Origin of the sequence: Actinoplanes oblitus (assembly GCF_030252345.1) — a bacterium.
In the GTDB taxonomy this organism is placed as follows: domain Bacteria; phylum Actinomycetota; class Actinomycetes; order Mycobacteriales; family Micromonosporaceae; genus Actinoplanes; species Actinoplanes oblitus.
Genome location: NZ_CP126980.1, coordinates 6,235,772 through 6,251,941 on the forward strand (window position 1 = coordinate 6,235,772; position 16,170 = coordinate 6,251,941).

The 16,170-nt window shown below is 71.2% G+C and carries 17 protein-coding genes; 7 read left to right on the plus strand and 10 right to left on the minus strand.

The window, feature by feature from the left end; translation table 11 throughout:
* The first annotated feature begins 496 nt into the window (after positions 1-496).
* Positions 497-886: a YunG family protein gene (locus Actob_RS44215; protein ID WP_456319229.1), complete on the plus strand. Its 390-nt coding sequence runs from the start codon at positions 497-499 to the stop codon at positions 884-886.
* 578 nt (positions 887-1,464) lie between these two features.
* Here the strand turns inward: Actob_RS44215 and Actob_RS28150 are convergent.
* From Actob_RS28150 to Actob_RS28170, 5 genes are all read right to left on the minus strand, one after another.
* On the minus strand, positions 1,465-2,448 hold the full coding sequence (locus tag Actob_RS28150) for an AraC family transcriptional regulator (RefSeq protein ID WP_284914852.1): 984 nt from the start codon (positions 2,446-2,448) through the stop codon (positions 1,465-1,467).
* 9 nt (positions 2,449-2,457) lie between these two features.
* Positions 2,458-2,838 (minus strand): phospholipase, encoded by a 381-nt coding sequence (locus Actob_RS28155; protein WP_284914853.1) that lies wholly within the window; start codon positions 2,836-2,838, stop codon positions 2,458-2,460.
* On the minus strand, positions 2,835-4,229 hold the full coding sequence (locus Actob_RS28160) for a DUF4331 domain-containing protein (RefSeq protein WP_284914854.1): 1,395 nt from the start codon (positions 4,227-4,229) through the stop codon (positions 2,835-2,837). The genes Actob_RS28155 and Actob_RS28160 overlap by 4 nt, the downstream gene beginning before the upstream one ends.
* Before the next feature lie 20 nt (positions 4,230-4,249).
* Positions 4,250-4,537 (minus strand): hypothetical protein, encoded by a 288-nt coding sequence (locus Actob_RS28165; RefSeq protein ID WP_284914855.1) that lies wholly within the window; start codon positions 4,535-4,537, stop codon positions 4,250-4,252.
* 103 nt (positions 4,538-4,640) lie between these two features.
* Positions 4,641-5,507 carry a lytic polysaccharide monooxygenase gene (locus tag Actob_RS28170; protein ID WP_284914856.1) on the minus strand — a complete coding sequence of 289 codons (867 nt, stop codon included), beginning with the start codon at positions 5,505-5,507 and terminating at the stop codon, positions 4,641-4,643.
* 136 nt (positions 5,508-5,643) lie between these two features.
* Between Actob_RS28170 and Actob_RS28175 the strand changes: the two genes are divergently transcribed.
* On the plus strand, positions 5,644-6,012 hold the full coding sequence (locus tag Actob_RS28175) for an FKBP-type peptidyl-prolyl cis-trans isomerase (RefSeq protein ID WP_284914857.1): 369 nt from the start codon (positions 5,644-5,646) through the stop codon (positions 6,010-6,012).
* Here the strand turns inward: Actob_RS28175 and Actob_RS28180 are convergent.
* From Actob_RS28180 to Actob_RS28190, 3 genes are all read right to left on the minus strand, one after another.
* Positions 5,960-6,655 (minus strand): hypothetical protein, encoded by a 696-nt coding sequence (locus Actob_RS28180; RefSeq protein ID WP_284914858.1) that lies wholly within the window; start codon positions 6,653-6,655, stop codon positions 5,960-5,962. The two genes, Actob_RS28175 and Actob_RS28180, sit on opposite strands and share 53 nt — an antisense overlap.
* A 66-nt stretch (positions 6,656-6,721) precedes the next feature.
* A complete protein-coding gene (locus Actob_RS28185) occupies positions 6,722-7,606 on the minus strand; it encodes a hypothetical protein (RefSeq protein ID WP_284914859.1) in 885 nt (294 codons plus the stop codon).
* Positions 7,607-7,695: 89 nt separating this feature from the next.
* Positions 7,696-7,905, minus strand: coding sequence for an RNA-binding S4 domain-containing protein (locus Actob_RS28190; protein ID WP_284914860.1), 210 nt, complete (start codon positions 7,903-7,905; stop codon positions 7,696-7,698).
* 145 nt (positions 7,906-8,050) lie between these two features.
* Here Actob_RS28190 and Actob_RS28195 point away from each other — a divergent pair, with 145 nt between their 5' ends.
* A complete protein-coding gene (locus Actob_RS28195; protein ID WP_284914861.1) occupies positions 8,051-8,848 on the plus strand; it encodes a DUF1775 domain-containing protein in 798 nt (265 codons plus the stop codon).
* A 175-nt stretch (positions 8,849-9,023) separates the two neighbouring features.
* Here the strand turns inward: Actob_RS28195 and Actob_RS28200 are convergent, their stop codons facing one another.
* Positions 9,024-9,962 carry an exopolyphosphatase gene (locus Actob_RS28200; RefSeq protein WP_284914862.1) on the minus strand — a complete coding sequence of 313 codons (939 nt, stop codon included), beginning with the start codon at positions 9,960-9,962 and terminating at the stop codon, positions 9,024-9,026.
* A gap of 190 nt (positions 9,963-10,152) precedes the next feature.
* On the opposite strand from Actob_RS28200, the gene zwf reads away from it, so the two are divergent.
* Positions 10,153-11,643, plus strand: a complete 1,491-nt coding sequence (gene zwf, locus Actob_RS28205) for a glucose-6-phosphate dehydrogenase (protein ID WP_284914863.1) — start codon at positions 10,153-10,155, stop codon at positions 11,641-11,643.
* Positions 11,644-11,715: 72 nt separating this feature from the next.
* Positions 11,716-12,051: an STAS domain-containing protein gene (locus tag Actob_RS28210; protein WP_284914864.1), complete on the plus strand. Its 336-nt coding sequence runs from the start codon at positions 11,716-11,718 to the stop codon at positions 12,049-12,051.
* A gap of 194 nt (positions 12,052-12,245) precedes the next feature.
* Here Actob_RS28210 and Actob_RS28215 read toward each other — a convergent pair whose 3' ends face one another.
* A complete protein-coding gene (locus Actob_RS28215; protein WP_284914865.1) occupies positions 12,246-13,295 on the minus strand; it encodes an ROK family protein in 1,050 nt (349 codons plus the stop codon).
* Between the two features lie 79 nt (positions 13,296-13,374).
* Between Actob_RS28215 and Actob_RS28220 the strand changes: the two genes are divergently transcribed.
* Both Actob_RS28220 and Actob_RS28225 read left to right on the plus strand, forming a co-directional pair.
* Entirely contained in the window at positions 13,375-14,904 is a 1,530-nt protein-coding gene (locus tag Actob_RS28220; protein WP_284914866.1) for a DUF1800 domain-containing protein, read from the plus strand.
* Positions 14,905-14,906: 2 nt separating this feature from the next.
* Positions 14,907-16,136, plus strand: coding sequence for a DUF1501 domain-containing protein (locus Actob_RS28225; RefSeq protein WP_284914867.1), 1,230 nt, complete (start codon positions 14,907-14,909; stop codon positions 16,134-16,136).
* The last annotated feature ends 34 nt before the right edge of the window (positions 16,137-16,170 follow it).

Genomic DNA, 16,170 nt, shown 5'->3' on the forward strand with positions numbered 1-16,170 from the left:
TCGGCTCCGGTCCGCCACAGCCCAGTCCCCGCCCGCCCAGGGGGCCTGCCCTGGGCCAGCATGACGGGAATTCTCGATCTTGGGCGGGTGGGCTGTGGACAGCGCGTTGATGTGGATAATCCGCTACACCGTCGGCAGTGACTGGCGCTGATGGGTCAGCCGGGTGACTGCTCAGCGGGAGCGAAGATCCGGCGGCGCGCTGCAGCCGCGATCTCCAGCGACGCACTCCAGCGGCGACCCCCCTAACGGCGCACTGTAGCCGCGGCCTCCAACGGGTGCACGGCAGCCGCGACCCCCTAACGGCGCACGGCAGCCGCGACTCCCAACGGTGCACTCCAGCCGCGATCCCCAACGGCGCGCTGCGGCCGTGATGACCGGCGGACCTCGCGTGTGACGGGGACGGACGGGGCGTGATCTGCGGACGGCTGCTGGGGGCGTACCGAAAGCGGGGGTTGATCTTGACTCTCGACCTGGTCGAGGGGGCAGGGTTCGGCTCATGAGTGGGACGCGGACGGAAGCGGTGGGACGGGCGCTGCGGCGAGCCTGGGGGCGGGACACGTGCGATCCGCATGACCTGCCGGATTGGGAGCCGGGAAATCCGGCTCGGGGGCAGTGCGGGGTAACGGCGCTGATCGTGCGGGAGCTGCTGGGCGGGGAGCTGGTGCTCGGCGAGGTGTTCGTTGGTGCGGAGAAGGTGGGGCACCACTATTGGAATCGGCTGCCGGATGGGCGGGATGTCGACTTCACGGCTGATCAGTTCCGGCCGGAGGAGAGGGTGACCGGAGGGTTGGTTCAGGAGGTGCCGACGGGCGGTCCGCTGCGCTGCCGGGAGCAGTATGAGTTGCTGCGTGCCCGGGTGTTGGCCCAGCTCGCGGCACATCCCTGACCGGCCAGCCGAGCGCAGCTCCGGCTGGTGCACATGGTGGTCTCAACACGCCGGACACCAACGTGGGCGCCAGCCGGGCACCGCGACATCCACACGGACCCGGCCATAACGCGGAGCACGGCTGCGGCTGGCCTACACGGTGGTCTCAACACACCGGACACCACCGTGAGCGCCAGCCGGCCACCGCGACGCCTGCACAGAACCGCACCACCACGCGGAACATGGGCCGCGGCTGGACCACACGGTGGCCTCAACACGCCGGACACCACCGTGAGCGCCAGCCTGGCACCGCACGGACCCGGGCCACCACGCGGAGCACGGGCCGCGGCTGGACCACACGGTGGTCTCAACAGGCCCGACACCACCACCAGCACCAGCCCGACACCGCGACGCCCACACCACCACAGGGAACAAGGACCGCGGCTGGACCACACGGTGGTCTCAACACGCCGGACACCACCACCAGGGCCAGCCCGGCACCGCGACATCCGCACGGACCGCACCACAACGCGGAAACGGGCCACGGCTGGACTCGGCACGCCGGACACCACCGTGAGCGCCAGCCGGCAGGGGGCGGGTCATGGATGGTCTCGGAGGGTCGTGGACGGGGACACTCCGAAGCGGGCCCGATAGGCGCCGGCGAAGCGGCCCAGATGCGTGAAGCCCCACCGATAGGCGACGTCGCTGACGCTGGTGAGGCCGGGGTCGGCGCGGGACAGCTCGGCGTGCACCCCGTCCAGGCGCAGCCGGCGCAGGTAGGTCATCGGGGACATGCCGACGTGCTGGCGGAAGGCGTCCTGCAGGACCCGGACGCCGACGCCGGCGACCGCGGCCAGCTCCCGGGTGGTGTAGAGGCGCCACGGCTCGGCGTGCATCACGTCGAGGGCCCGCTTGACGGTGCGCGGGCGGTACGGGCCCTGCAACCCGGCCGGCTCCTCGCCGTAGGGGTGCTCGACAGTCAGCGCCAGGCCGCTGACCACCATGTCGCGCCAGCGGGCGGCCATCCGCGGCTGGCTGGCCAGGCACTCCGGGGAGCGCAGCTCGGCGAGCAGCAGGCGGACCAGCGCCACCCAGGTCCGGCCCGGTCCGTCGACCAGGTCGAAGCTGGCGCCCAGCGGCATCGGCGAGACAAGCCGCTGGTCCAGCGCGGCGTCCAGTTCGCGTTCCAGGGCGCCGCGCTCCACCTTGACGCTGAGCAGCCGGCAGGTGCCCGGCCAGTCCAGCTCGATGTCGCCGGTCGGGCGGAAGACCACGGCCCGGGTCGGGTCGGCGAGCACCACGGTGCCGCGGTGCCGGGACCGGAGCACGCCGGTCAGCGGCACCAGCACGTGGTATGCCGTCTCCAGGGCGGCGATCGCCACCCGGATGTCGGTGCCGTACCCGACCTCGCCGACGGTGATCGGCCCCAGCTCCACCACGTCGGCGCTGAAGTCGAACCGGCCGGGGTCACCGACCGGCTCGATCCGCAACGGCTCGTAGTAGATCTTGCGACAGAACGCGCGGGCCTCGTCCACGTCGGTGGTACGCAATGCGACGTGAACCGGGACATCACCGCCCGTCATGGCTACACACTAGACCGCGAGCAGGGTCCTCCCCGGCACCGCGTGCTCCGGCCAGGTGAACTCGGCGACCGCGCCACCGCGCACCGCCACCTCGGCCAGCGGGTCCGGGCCGTCGGCCCAGATCGAGTACCGGCCCTCGGCCAGGCTGTCGATGACGACGCAGTAGGTGACGCCGCCCCGGACGTAGCGGGCCCGGACCGCGGCGTGCTGCCGCTGCTCCGGCCGGTCGGCCGGGCTGATCTCGATCTCGTGGCCGTGCTCCCGGGCCGTGGTGTGGATGATCAGCGCGCCGATCGGGCCGCCGATGTTCAGCATCACGGTGCCCTGACCGGACGGCGCCAGCGTGTGGTGGTGGTGCTGATGGTGGTGATGATGATGATCGTGGCTCATGCCGGCACCGAGAATCCGTCGAAGGGAGTACCCAGGTAGGGGAAGTGCTTGAGCAGCCCGGCGCTCGCGTCCTTGATGCTCAGGCCCTGCTCGACCAGGGCGGCCGCGGCGTCCGGGGTGAACTTCTTGTCCACCAGCGGCACGGTGACCCCGGCGATGGCGCGCAGCGAGATGGAGACGACGTCGTCGGCGATCCGGCGGCCGTTGGGGAAGCCGGCCACGTCACCGCCCACCACGCCGAACTTGTTCGGCTTGGCGGCCGGGGCGATCGCGGTGTTCAGCCGGAGCATGTCGGCCTGCAGCTGGCCGGTGTTGTTCTGGAAGCCGTCGATCAGGCCGGCCGGGATGCCGGTGAGCAGGATGGCGAGCAGGTCGGCGCGGTCCTTGCCGGCCTTGTTCAGGTCGGCCAGCTTGTCGAACAGGCCCGGGTAGAGCACCGGCAGCAGGGAGGCGAGCTCCGGCTTGGCGACGAACTCGGCGAACTGCTTGTCCTCGCTCGGCGGCAGGCTGTTCCACTTGTCCTTCTGCGCCATCGGCACGATGACCTCGTTGAACAGCGGGTTGCCCAGCCGGGACACCTGCACCTGCGGGCCGACGTAGACGTCAGCGTTCTTGCTGTCGCCGTCGCGCACCTGCACCTGGCGGCGGCTGGCCGAGGTCCACACCCCGATCACCGCGCCCGAGTCGGCGGCCTTGACCCGCTTCTTGCCGTCCCGGCGGACCATGTGCAGCGGGATCTGCACCGCGATGCTGTGCACGTTGGTCTTGTCGGTGGCGTTGACCGCCTTGCCGGCGTAGTTGAACAGCTTCTGGCCGACCAGGTGCTTGTCCTGGAACGGGCGCAGCGTGGCCAGGTCGAAGATGGCGCCCAGGTCGACGAAGAACGCGTCGGCGCGCTGCCCGGCGAACACCTTCTCGCCGGTCTTCAGCTTGTGCACGGCGTCCTTGGCGAGACCCTCGTAGTCCGGGATGGAGACCTTCCCGACGTTGCAGGGCGGGCAGGGCAGCTTCTTGGCCAGCACCGTGCTCTTGCCGTGGCTGTCGACCTTGGTCACCGAGAAGAACTGCCGCCGATTCCAGTTCTCGCTGTCGAGCGATTCGATCTGCCCGGTGTTGTAAAGAAAGGTCCTGTCATTGCGCAGTTCGGTGACGAACCGGAACTGATACGTGATGTCCGGGCGGGCGTCGCCGTTCGCGTCGATGTGGATTTCGTAGAGCACGTCGTCGCCGAACTCGAAGAAGTTCGGGCCGCTCGCCGGAATCTGCAGCGGCACGTAGTTCGCGATGATGGTGACCGTGTCCGGATCGTCGGGGCTGACGAACGCGTACAGGTCGGAACTGTCGGCGACCGGGTCTTTGCTGATCTCCGGCGCTTCGCGGTGGGAAGACATGGTGTCGTGATCCTCTTCGGTTAGCGGCCGGCGTGCTTGAGCAGCTGGGCGGCGAGTTTCTTGTCGGTGACGGTCTTCTTGGAGTCGCCGGAGAAGAGGTCGATGGTGCCCTTCTTGGCGTCACGCACCGAGACGATCAGCGGGGAGCTGTCCTTCGCCGAGGCCGTCTCGTTTCCACCGTTCTCGCTCGCGAGGCTGAGCCCGGCAACGGAGGCGGCCGAGACTCCGACGCCGGCGGCGGTGAGCGCCAGCATCCGCCGGCGATTGAACCGCGGGAACGCCTGGGCACGGTAGCGACTACGACTCATGCTGGGCCTTTCGTCTGTTGGGGGCCGGACGAGCGTTGCATTGTCGACGCCGGTGATTACGGGAATGAAGATCGAGGAGTTCAAAAGTTTTTTCAGGGATCTCTCAGGACCGGCGGCGACGCCGTCCGAGCAGGGCGATCACGCCGGCGATCGCGCCGGCGCCCAGAGCCCCGGCGATCAGCCAGTGGCCCACGTCGGCCGGGTCGTCGGCCGGACCGGTCGTCGCGGCCAGCACCGGCTCCTGGGTCGTCTGCTCCGGCGTCGGGCTGCTCGCCTCGGTCACCGGGGCCGCGCTCTTCGTCGCCACCGGCCGGGTGGTCTTCTTCGGCGCGGCGGTCGTCTTCTTCACCACCGGCTTGGCCGCCGCCGGGAAGACCAGGTCCGAGCAGGAGTAGTAGGTGTCCGGGGTGCTGGACGTCTCCCACACGACGTAGAGCATCTGCCGCCCGGTCCGCTCCGGCAGCTTCACGCTCATCCGGTACGCCCCACCGGTCAGCGGCGGGTCGGTGAACGTCCCGATCGGTTTGCTGCCGAGGTCGTCCCAGGTGAGCCGCTTCGACGAGTCGTAGCCGGGTTCGGTGAGAAAGATCCGGAACTGACCCTGGTGCGGGATGGTCCCCTTGTAGGCGATGCCGAGCCGCTGACCCGGCTTCACCGTCGTCGCCGGGAAGTCATCCCGGGGCAGGTCCAGCCCCCGGTAATCGGCCAGGCCGGCCGAGCAGAGCTTCCCGTCCGGCACGACCTTCCGATCGTTCCCGTTCACGCCGGCGATCCGCACGTTGTCGAACGCCCCGAGGAACCCGCCGGTCGCCGCCTTGGCCGCCTTGCACGCCGCCGCGGTCGTCGAGGTCCCGTTCCCGGCGCAGGCCGCCGACCGGCTGATCGGGGTGGTCGGCGCGCCGTGCGCGAACACCGGCCCGGCCGGCACCACGGCGGCCCCGACGGCCGCCAGAACGATGAAGAGACGCACGGCTGACTCCCAGGCGGATCACACGACCGGGACGTTCCCGGTCACCCGGGAGATACGGAGATCCGGCACCCCTCGTTCAGCGGCTGGCCGGCTGTGATTGCATGACCGAGTCCGGAAACACCAAACGGGAGGATTCATGAACAAGCCCGACGTCGGTCCCATCCCCGACGAAGCGCCCGCCGATCTCGTGATCGAGGACCTGGTGGAGGGCACCGGCCCGGAGGCCAAGCCCGGCGAGTACGTCAGCGTCCACTACGTGGGCGTGGCCCAGTCGACGGGCAAGGAGTTCGACGCCTCCTACAACCGTGGGCAGGCCCTCGGCTTCCGGGTCGGCGGCCAGCAGGTCATCGCCGGCTGGGACCAGGGCGTGGCCGGGATGAAGGTGGGCGGCCGGCGCAAGCTGACCATCCCGCCGCACCTGGGTTACGGCTCGGCCGGTGCCGGCGGCGTGATCAAGCCGAACGAGACCCTGATCTTCGTGGTGGATCTGGTCGAGGTTCACTGAGCTCGGCGGCGGGCCTGTCGGACTCCTCCTGCAGGAGACCCGACAGGCCCGCCGCCGCCTCGGCCTCGATCCGGGCGGCCAGCGCCTCCTCCTCGGCGAGCTTGGCCTCCTCGGACAGCACCTCGGCGGCGACCTCGGCCACGTGGGCCGCGCGCCGCTCCTCGACCGCCTCGGCGAGCGCCTCCGCGTACCGCAGACGTGCCTCCGCGACCTCCTCGTCGACGCGCTCCAGAGCCGACTCGTCCGGCCGGGTGTGCGACCAGATCCGGTTCAGCTGGTCGACCGAGAGGTCGCCGCGCCGGTACGCCTCCAGCGCGGCCCGCTCCACCAGTTTCCGGCTCTCGTCGGCAGGACCCGTCCACGCGTCCCATTTCGCCTGCTGGTACCGCTGCTCGGCCTGGTCACGCTCGTCGGCCGCCTCGGTGGCCCGCTCGCGCGCCTCGTCGGCGGCCGCCATCGCTCGCTGCGCCGCGGCCCACACCTCGTCGGCGCCGGTCGCCAGCTCCGCCGCCTCAGTCGCCTCCGGCGGCGGCGGAACCGGCCGGCGCCGCCCCGCCACCACTGCCATCGCACCCAGCGCCAGCACGGCGAACAGAATCAGCCCGAGCAGGATCTGGGCCGCGTCCATCCCCGTTCCCCTCACGCCCCTCGACGTTAGTAGGAACGTGAGACGCCCGCACCCGGGGCTCCCAAGGCTCGTCCAGAGGAATCACTTGGCCGCCCCGAGGGCCGCGCAGCCACCGGTCTCGTCGGGCAGCAGCGGCCGGAAGGTGACCTGCCACTGCTTGCCGCCGGACACCCACGGCGTACGCATGTTCGCCTTGCCGGCGGCCGCCCACAGCCGGTCCTTGTCGGCACCGTCGACCGACACGCAGTGCAGGCCGGTGCTGGGGGCCAGTTCCGCGCCGGGCAGCGCCGGGCCGGGCCAGTCCTGCGGCTTCTGCGTGAGGCCGTCGTCGGCGGCGACGTACTCCTGGGCGAGCGCGGCCAGGCTCGCCGGCACGTAGGCGTCCGGGCCCGGTGAGCCGCTCTCGGTGGTGAAGGCGTTCAGGTCGTCGACGTAGCCGGCCAGCTTCTTGCGGGCGGCCTGCTGGGCGGCGGTCAGGTTCGGGTCGTTCGGCTGCGCCTGGTGCAGGGCCGTCACGCGTACCGTCGCGGTCTGGCCACCGGAGGTGGCGGTGATCACCGTGTCCGGGACGTCGGCGACGCCGGGCGAGCCGAGATCGGCGCCGTTCCGGACGCCGGCCGCGATGGCGTCGGCGGCCCACTTGCTCGCCTGCTCCGGGGTGATCCGGCGAAGCTGCAGGTTGGGCAGGGCCGGGCCGGGTGCGATGGCGGGCACCGGCCCGTTGCTGATCACCCGCCCGTCGGCGTAGACGGTGACGTCCGGCAGGCGGCCGAACCGGTAGGAGGTCGGCACGAAGCCGCCCTCCTGGCCGATGCGCACCAGCACGGTGGGGTCGCCGGTGGGCGCGCTCTCGGTGATCGGATCGGCGGTGGTGCCGGCCGAGCCGGCCGAATCGGGCCGGGCACAGCCGGCCATCAGGATCAGGGGGATGGCGGCAGCGGTCAGAAGGCCGCGGGTTCGGGTCATGACCGGTACGACGAGACGTCCGCTCCGCCGGTTCCGTCCCGGCCGAAGATTCCCGCCGAAAGAGTGGATCTTCTAGGGGAACGCGGGTGTCACGGCACCACGCGCGCGGAACGGCCCTGCACGCTCACCACGTCACCGGGGTGCAGCTGCCGGCCGCGGCGGGTGTCCACCTCACCGTTCACCGTGACGTCGCCGGAGGCGATCAGGATCTTGCCCTCGCCGCCGGTGTCGATGAGGTCGGCCAGTTTGAGGAACTGGCCCAGCCGGATCATGTCACCGTCGATCGGCACGTCACGCATCGGCACATCATGCCACCAGCGATTTTCCGCCGGTCATGGGCCGGTCCGGCCGGTGGGCGCCCGGGACCCACGGCGGAGCGCGGGAAAAGTTCCGGGTGGGTTGAACCATCGGGAGCTGTGATCCGAACTAACTCCCGTGAGGTATTTGGGAACAGCACTGACCCTGGTGGCGACCGCGGGCGCACTCGGCGTGGCCGGCCCGGCCCTCGCCGACGTGACGATCAGCCCGTCCAGCGCGCCGCAGGGCAGTGGCCAGAACCTGAGCTTCCACGTACCCAACGACGGGAAGCTGCCGATCACCCGGGTGACGCTGAGGATCCCGGCGGACACGCCGATCGCCGAGGTCTATCCGCTCTCGGTGGACGACTGGGCGCCGCGGATCGCCTGGCAGGAACTCGCCACGCCGCTGAAGACCATCCACAACGGCACCCCGGTCACCCAGGTGCCGGAGGCGATCACCTGGATCGCGGTCGGCGGGAAGTCGATCCCGCCGGGTGGCGCGGCGGACCTGAGCGTGGCGGTCGGCCCGCTGCCGACGCTCAGCACGGTGCGGTTCACGCTCGTCGAGACGTACGCCGACGGGAAGACCGGACCGGCGGTGACGGCCGGGATGACGCTCACCCCGGATCCGGCAGGCACCGCGGCGGCCGGTCACCACGGCGCGGCGGATCCCGTGCCGGCCGACGAGGAGCAGCTCTTCGCGGACACCGTGGCGCAGGCCGAGCAGGACGACCGGGGCGGCTCGGTGCTCGCGATCGGTGGCTGGGTGGTGGCCACGCTGGCCCTGCTCGGCGCCGGCTGGGTGCTGCTGCGCAACCGGCACCGGGCCGCCGAGCCGGACGAGTCCGAGGAAGACGCGGCACCCGAGGCAACATCCGAGGCCCCGGAGACGTCTGAGGAGAAAGAGGCAGTCACGGCCAGCCGCTGGAGCTACCACGGCTGAATCAGACTCCCACGCAGGCAGGGTCCTGCAGCGGGAAACCTCACGCGGGTGGGCGTGAGGCGAGTCGTGGCACGCGCGTGGGGCGCGGGTCATGACAGGCGGGTGGGGCCCCGGGCAAGGCCCATGATCCGCGAATCGGGCGGGCGGGAAGGCGACTTCCCGCCCGCGCGGTGCTTCAGACGGGGACCACGCGTTCGGTACGCAAGGCGTCGATGATCTCGCGCTCCACCCGCTCCGACTCCTCGTGCGGGACCTGGCAGGTGCCGGCCGCGATGTGCCCGCCGCCGCCGTAGCGGAGCATCACCTCGCCGATGTCGACCGGCGAGGAGCGGTCCAGGATCGACTTGCCGCAGGCGAACACCGTGTTGAGCTTCTGCCGTCCCCAGATGATGTGCACCGAGACGCGGGCCTCCGGGTAGAGCGCGTACACCATGAACCGGTTCCCGGCCTCGATCACCTCCTCGTCGCGCAGGTCCACGACGATCACGTCGCCGTCCAGGTGGCTGACCCGGTGCAACTGCTCGACGAAGCGGGCCGAGCAGTCGTGGAAGAGCATGGCGCGCTCGGCGACGTCCGGCAGGGCGAGGATCTCGTGCACGTCGGAGTGCTCGATGCAGGCGTCGATCAGCTGCATCATCAGCTGGTAGTTGGAGATCCGGAAGTTGCGGAACCGGCCGAGCCCGGTACGGCTGTCCATCAAGAAGTTGAGCAGCGTCCAGCCGGTCGGGCTGAGGATGTCGGTCAGCGAGTAGTCCGCCGAGTCGGCCTGGTCGACGGCGCGCATCAGGTCGTCGGAGACCTGGGGGAACCGGGCCTTGCCGCCGAAGTGGTCGTAGATGACCCGGGCCGCGGACGGCGCGTTCGCGTCGATGACGTGGTTGCTGCGCTCACCCTCGTTGCGGATCGTCTCCGAGTGGTGGTGGTCGTAGACCTGGTAGGCGCGGGCGTCGTACGGCAGGTTGGTGAGGATGTCCCGGTCGGTGATGTCGACGGCGCCGTCCTGCACGTCCTTGGGGTGCACGAACATGATGTCGTCGATCAGGTCGAGGTGCCGCAGCAGCACGGCGCAGACCAGGCCGTCGAAGTCGCTGCGGGTCACGAGCCGGTACTTCACGGGGTCCCCCTCGGTTGCCAGACCTTTGCGACCATTTTGCCACTTTTATCGCTTAGGTCTTCCCGATCGAGGAAGCATCGGGGACGCCGGCCCATGTGCTGGGCGGCACACCTCGTGGTGAACCATCGGAGGGGGCTGCTGCGTAAGGTTCAAACGGACGGTAACAACCCGGTCGGAGGACACGGAGACGATGGACCAACCACAGCTCATCCAGGAGCGCAGCGCGCCGCCGGCCACTCTGGTGATCTTCGGCGCCTCCGGTGACCTCACCCGCCGCAAGCTGCTGCCGGCGGTCGAGAGCCTGGCCCGCCACGGTCGCCTGCCCGACCAGTTCGCCCTGGTCGGCGTCGCCCGGACACCGATGTCCGACGAGCAGTTCGCGGAGAGCGCCCTCGGCGGCCGCAGCCTGAGCGAGAAGCGACAGCTCGCCGGCGGCGTCCGCTACGTCTCGGGTGGCTACGACGACCCGGAGACCTACAAGCGCCTGGCCGAGACGCTCGACGAGCTGGACGCGCAGCGCGGCACGTCGGGTAACCGGCTGTTCTACCTGTCGACCCCGGCGAACGCGTTCGAGCCGGTGATCTGCGGGCTGGCCGGCGCCGGGCTGAACCAGGCGAACGAGGGCTCCTTCGCCCGCCTGGTGATCGAGAAGCCGTACGGGCGGGACCTGGCCACCGCCCGCGAGCTGGACGGCGTCGTGCACGCCGCCTTCGACGAGGCCAACGTCTTCCGCATCGACCACTACCTGGGCAAGGACACCGTGCAGAACGTCCTGGCCCTGCGCTTCGCCAACTCGATCTTCCAGCCGATCTGGGACCGCTCGTGGGTCGACCACGTGCAGATCACCGTGGCCGAGACGCTCGGTGTCGGCACCCGCGGCGGGTTCTACGAGTCGGCCGGCGCGATGCGCGACATCGTGCAGAACCACGTGCTCCAGGTGCTCGCGCTCGCCCTGATGGAGCCGCCCGCCTCGTTCGGCGGCGAGGGCCTGCGCAGTGAGAAGGTGAAACTGCTCCAGGCGATCCGGCTGCCCACCGACCGCGACATCGCCGACGCGGCCGTCCGGGGGCAGTACACCCGCGGCGGCACCCGCGAGGAGCTGATGGCCGGGTACCGCGAGGAGGTCGGCGTCGACCCGCTGTCGCGGACCGAGACCTACGCCGCGCTGCGCCTCAACGTCGACAACTGGCGCTGGGCGGGCGTGCCGTTCTACGTGCGTACCGGCAAGCGCCTACCGGCCCGGGTCACCGAGGTGGCGCTGCAGTTCCAGCGCCCGCCGCACCTGCCGATCCCGACCAGCCAGCTCACCGAGCTGGACGCGGACGCCCTGGTGCTGCGCATCCAGCCGAACGAGGGCATCTCGCTGCGCTTCGGCGCGAAGGTGCCCGGTCACTCGTTCCGGGTGCGGACCGCCAGCATGGACTTCTCGTACGACCAGACCTTCGTGGAAGAGTCGCCGGAGGCGTACGAGCGTCTGCTGCTGGACGCCCTGGTCGGAGACGCGTCGCTGTTCATCCGCAGTGACGAGGTGGAGCAGTCGTGGCGGGTCGTCGACCCGATCATCGAGCACTGGACGAACGACCGCTCGCCGATCCCGACCTACGAGGCGGCGTCCTGGGGCCCGGCCGACGCCGACCGGCTGATCGGCCGCAACGGGCGGAAGTGGCGCAACTCGATCTGAGACTGCGTCGGTGGGCGGGCTCGCATAGGGTTGTCAGGGAGTCCGCCCCCCGACCCGAAAGAGCTATCGCGAATGCAGGTTTCGGTCGCGCACCACCCACCCAACACGGCCGTCCTCGTCCTGCGCGGTTCCCTCGACATCGATACCGCGCCAGCCCTCAAGGCCAACCTCGGCCGTCTGGTCGAGCGTCCCGCCCCGCGCGTGGTGGTCGACGTGTCCGGCCTCGACTTCTGCGACTCGATGGGCGTCGGCGTGCTGGTCACCGCGCACGGCCGCGCCATGGAGCGCGGCGGCTGGGTCCGGCTCGCCGCCCCGTCCGGTTTCCTCCGCCGCCTCTTCGACACCCTCGGCCTGACCGACTATCTCCCCATGTTCCCGGATGTCGAAAAAGCCATAAAAACCGATTGACCCGATTTCGGTACGCCCGGAGCACGGTCCCGCCAAGCCCCACGCGACACCCGCCCGGCTCCGGACCGCCCCGCGCCTCACGCCCCGGGCGGCTGGCACCCACGGTGGTCTCCGGGCCGCTGACAGCACCGTGACGACCAGCCGGGCCGCGACGCGCGGTGCGGCCGGGACGGTGAGCGCGCCGCGCGGGGCGGTCAGCGGGTGCCGGTGGAGACGGCGTCCAGGGCGGCGACCGCGGCGCCCCGGGCGCCGGCCATGTCCAGGTCCGCGACCAGGGCGAACGCCGCCGCCTTGGCCTGCTCGTCGCGGAGCTGGGTGTTCTCCCGGACGGTGTTCAGGAACCACTGCCGGAAGTGCGGAGCCGCCTCCACCACCCCGCCACCCAGGAAGTACGCCGCCGGGTCGGTGAAGTTCGCCGCGATGGTGAACAGCTTGCCGATGGCCCTGGCCTGCTGGCCGAAGATCGCCATCGCCAGCGGGTCCTCCTTCTCGCCGTAGCCGCGGAGCAGTTTCGCCGCCTTCTCGATCGGCTCGGCGGCCAGCGGGTGCTCCGGGAAACGGGTCAGCCAGTACGGCAACAGGTTGTTCTTGATCCCGGTCAGCGACGCGATCGACTCGACGTCGCCGGCGAACCCGCAGTTGCAGGCCGGCACCGGCTGGTCCGCCTCGAGGACCCCGTGCAGCGGGATCTGCACGTGCCCGAGCTCGCCGGCCATCCCGGCCGCGCCCCGGATCACCTTGCCGTTCTCCACCACGCCGCCGCCGAGACCGGTGCCGACGATCGCGGCGACCGACGAGGTCTCCAGCGCGGCGGCCCCGAAGTGCCGGTGATGGGCGTAGAGCGCCGCGGCGTTCGCGTCGTTGTTGTAGATCACCGGCAGGCCGAGCCGGGCCTCCAGGGCGCCCCGGATGTCGAAGCCGTGCCACGACACCTGGTTGAAGTTCGTCGCGCCCTTGGACGAGATCACCCCGTGCGCGCTGGCCGGGCCGGGCGTGTCCAGGCCGACCGCGCGGACCAGGGACAACGGGGTGCTGGTCAGCTCCAGGATGCCGGTGAACGCCTCGGCGAGCGCCTCCACCGCCGACTCCGGCCCGTCCAGGACCCGGGAGGGATTCTCCACCAGGGTGGTCACCAGGAACTGGCCCGTCGCGTCGAGGACGGTGGCGTTGTTGCAGGTGCCGCCGTTGTCGAGACCGACGACGACCCAGGAGGAGGGGGTGCGTACCGTTTCAGCCTGATCCACGGGTGAGAGCCTACGTCCGGCACCGGTGTCCGGTCACGGGTGCGCTCGGATTGCGGGCTCGTTAGTCATGGTTGCCGTCGTGCGGCGGCGCCGCGAGCGGGCCGAACCGGAGTGCATGACGACGACCCGCCGCACCCTGCTCGCCGGTTCCGCCGCCATCGCCGCCGGGGTGCTCGTCGAGATGCCGGCCCAGGCCGCGCCGGCAGGTCCGGTTCTGCTCAGCGACGACCCGATCGCGCACCTGCTGCGCCGGGCCACCTTCGGCGCCACCCCGGAGTCCCTCGCCGAGGCGCGCGAGCTGGGCGCCGCCGCCTGGCTGGACCGTCAGTTGCAGCCTGGCAAGATCGACGACGCGGCCTGCGACCAGCTGCTGAAGCGACTCCCCCAGGCGCACGCCGCCCCGGCCGCGGTCCGCGCCGCGCTGCCCGAGCACTCCTACGACGGCTTCCGCCAGCTCGGCCAGGCGATCATCGCGCGGGCCGCCTGGAGCGAGCGGCAGCTGTTCGAGACGGTCGCCGGTTTCTGGGCCAACCACCTGCACATCGCCGCGCCGAGCAGCGGCGTCTGGGACACCCGCGGCGACTTCGACGCCCAGGTGATCCGCAAGCACGCCTTCGGCCGGTTCGCCGACATGCTCCGGGACGCCGCCCGGCACCCGGCCACGCTCACCTACCTGGACCAGCGCTCGTCGACCAAGGCGCACCCGAACGAGAACTACGCCCGGGAGCTGATGGAGCTGCACACCGTCGGTCTCGTCTACGACGAGACCGACGTCCAGGACGCCGCGCGGCTGCTGACCGGGCTGACCGTGAGCCGGGCCGGCAACTACGCGTACGACGCGTCCCGGCACGCCACCGGCCCGGTCGACATCCTGGGTTTCCGGCACGCCAACGGTGCCACCGACGGCGAGGGCGTGGCGCTGGCCTTCCTCGACCACCTGGCGAAGCACCCGAAGACCGCCGAACTGCTGGCCCGCAAGCTGTGCGTCCGGTTCGTCGCCGACGAGCCGCCGGCCACGCTGGTCACCCGCCTCGCCAAGGTCTACCTGGACAACGGCACCGCCGTCGTCCCGGTGCTGCGCGCCCTGTTCACCTCGCCGGAGTTCGCCGCCTCGACCGGCCAGAAGGTCCGCACCCCGTTCGAGGACCTGATCGCCGCCGTCCGCGCCCTCGGGTTGCGGCCGGAGCGGGACGGGACGAAGGGTCTCGGCACGCTCTACGACATCCTGGTCGAGGCCGGGAACGCCCCGCTGCGCTGGGCGCCGCCGAACGGCTACCCGGACGTCGCGGCGATCTGGGCCTCCCCCGCCGCCTTCCTGCTGCGCTGCAACCTGCACCTCAACCTGGCCGCCGGCTGGCATCCGAAGCAGCTGACCCGCCCGGCCGACCTGCTGAGGTCACTGGTCTCGGTGCTGCCGGCGACCTACGGCGAGCTGGTCGACGCGCTCGCGGTCCGGCTGGTCGGCACCCGGCTGCCGGCCGCGCACACCGCCGCCGTGCTCAGCGTCGCCGGAAAGCTGCCGACCAGTGGAGTCGACAGGAACGTCGCGGGCCACGCCCCCTACCTGATCGCGCTCGTGCTCGACTCGCCGTCCTTCCAGCTGAGGTGATCATGAAGACCGAACGGTGCTGCCCGGAGCTGTCCCGCCGCACGGTGCTCGGCGCCGCGCTGACCGGGCTGGCCGGCGCCACGCTGAGCACCCAGACGGCGTTCGCCGCCGCGGGCGCCGCCTACACCGGCGACACGCTCGTGGTGATCTCGCTGCGCGGTGGCTTCGACGGGCTCTCCGCCATCGCACCGATCGGGGATCCGGCGTACTACCAGGCACGGCCCTCGATCGGCGTACCGAAAAACCTGGTGATCGGCGGTGACGGAACCTTCGGTCTGCACCCGGCGCTCGCCCCGATCCTGCCGCTCTGGAAGAGCGGCAAGCTGGCCGCCGTGCACGCGGTGGGTCAGCCGGACCCGACGCGGTCGCACTTCGCCGCGATGGAGGCGATGGAGAACGCCGCGCCCGGCACCTCGCTGCGCAGCGGCTGGCTGGACCGGATGCTGGGGCTGACCGGCGCGACGGCGCCGATGGCCGGCGTCTCACTGGGGCACGCGATGCCCGCGCGGATCATGCTGGGCTCCTCCGACGACGTGGCGATGACCGGCATCGACAGGTTCACCCTGGCCGGCGAGGACAAGCGCCCGATGGCCGCCGCGTTGCGCGCCATGTATGCCGGCGCCCCCGCGGCGCTGGCCGCTCCGGCCCGGTCCGCCGACCGCGCGCTGGCCGCCGCCACCAAGGTCAAGAATCTGGAGTACGCGTCGACGGTCACCTACCCGGCCACCGAGCTGGGCGCCGCGCTGCGCGACGTGGCCCGGCTGATCAAGGCGAGGGCCGGTCTCGTCACGGCCGCCGTCGACTGCGGCGACTGGGACATGCACGAGGGTCTCGGCGCGGCGGTGAAGGGTCAGCGGATGTTCGACAACCTGGCCGATCTGGCCCAGGCCCTGGCCGCGTTCACCACCGACCTGGGCGACGCGCTGAACAACGTGACGGTGCTGACCGTCAGCGAGTTCGGCCGGCGGGTCCGGGAGAACGCGTCGCACGGCGCCGACCACGGGCACGGCAACGCGATGCTGCTGCTCGGCGGCGGTATCCGCGGCGGGAAGGTGTACACGAACTGGCCCGGCCTGTCCCCCGGCGCGCTGGTCGCCGGCGACCTGGCGGCGACCACCGACTACCGCGCGGTGATCGGCGAGCTGCTGCGGAAACGGTGCGGTTTCGGCGCCCTCGACGGGGTGTTCCCCGGGGTGCGGCCCAGCGACTTCGGGCTGGCCGTGGCGAAATGAGGAAAGGGGGCCGGTGACCGGCCCCCTTTCTCGT

Excerpts from the sequence above, each read along its gene's own strand:
- Actob_RS28150 (WP_284914852.1), bottom strand. The coding sequence starts at position 2,448 with ATGACGGGCGGTGATGTCCCGGTTCACGTCGCATTGCGTACCACCGAC.
- Actob_RS28175 (WP_284914857.1), top strand. The coding sequence starts at position 5,644 with ATGAACAAGCCCGACGTCGGTCCCATCCCCGACGAAGCGCCCGCCGAT.
- Actob_RS28185 (WP_284914859.1), bottom strand. The coding sequence starts at position 7,606 with ATGACCCGAACCCGCGGCCTTCTGACCGCTGCCGCCATCCCCCTGATC.
- Actob_RS28155 (WP_284914853.1), bottom strand. The coding sequence starts at position 2,838 with ATGAGCCACGATCATCATCATCACCACCATCAGCACCACCACCACACG.
- Actob_RS28210 (WP_284914864.1), top strand. The coding sequence starts at position 11,716 with ATGCAGGTTTCGGTCGCGCACCACCCACCCAACACGGCCGTCCTCGTC.
- Actob_RS28225 (WP_284914867.1), top strand. The coding sequence starts at position 14,907 with ATGAAGACCGAACGGTGCTGCCCGGAGCTGTCCCGCCGCACGGTGCTC.
- Actob_RS28160 (WP_284914854.1), bottom strand. The coding sequence starts at position 4,229 with ATGTCTTCCCACCGCGAAGCGCCGGAGATCAGCAAAGACCCGGTCGCC.
- Actob_RS44215 (WP_456319229.1), top strand. The coding sequence starts at position 497 with ATGAGTGGGACGCGGACGGAAGCGGTGGGACGGGCGCTGCGGCGAGCC.
- zwf (WP_284914863.1), top strand. The coding sequence starts at position 10,153 with ATGGACCAACCACAGCTCATCCAGGAGCGCAGCGCGCCGCCGGCCACT.
- Actob_RS28190 (WP_284914860.1), bottom strand. The coding sequence starts at position 7,905 with ATGCGTGACGTGCCGATCGACGGTGACATGATCCGGCTGGGCCAGTTC.
- Actob_RS28165 (WP_284914855.1), bottom strand. The coding sequence starts at position 4,537 with ATGAGTCGTAGTCGCTACCGTGCCCAGGCGTTCCCGCGGTTCAATCGC.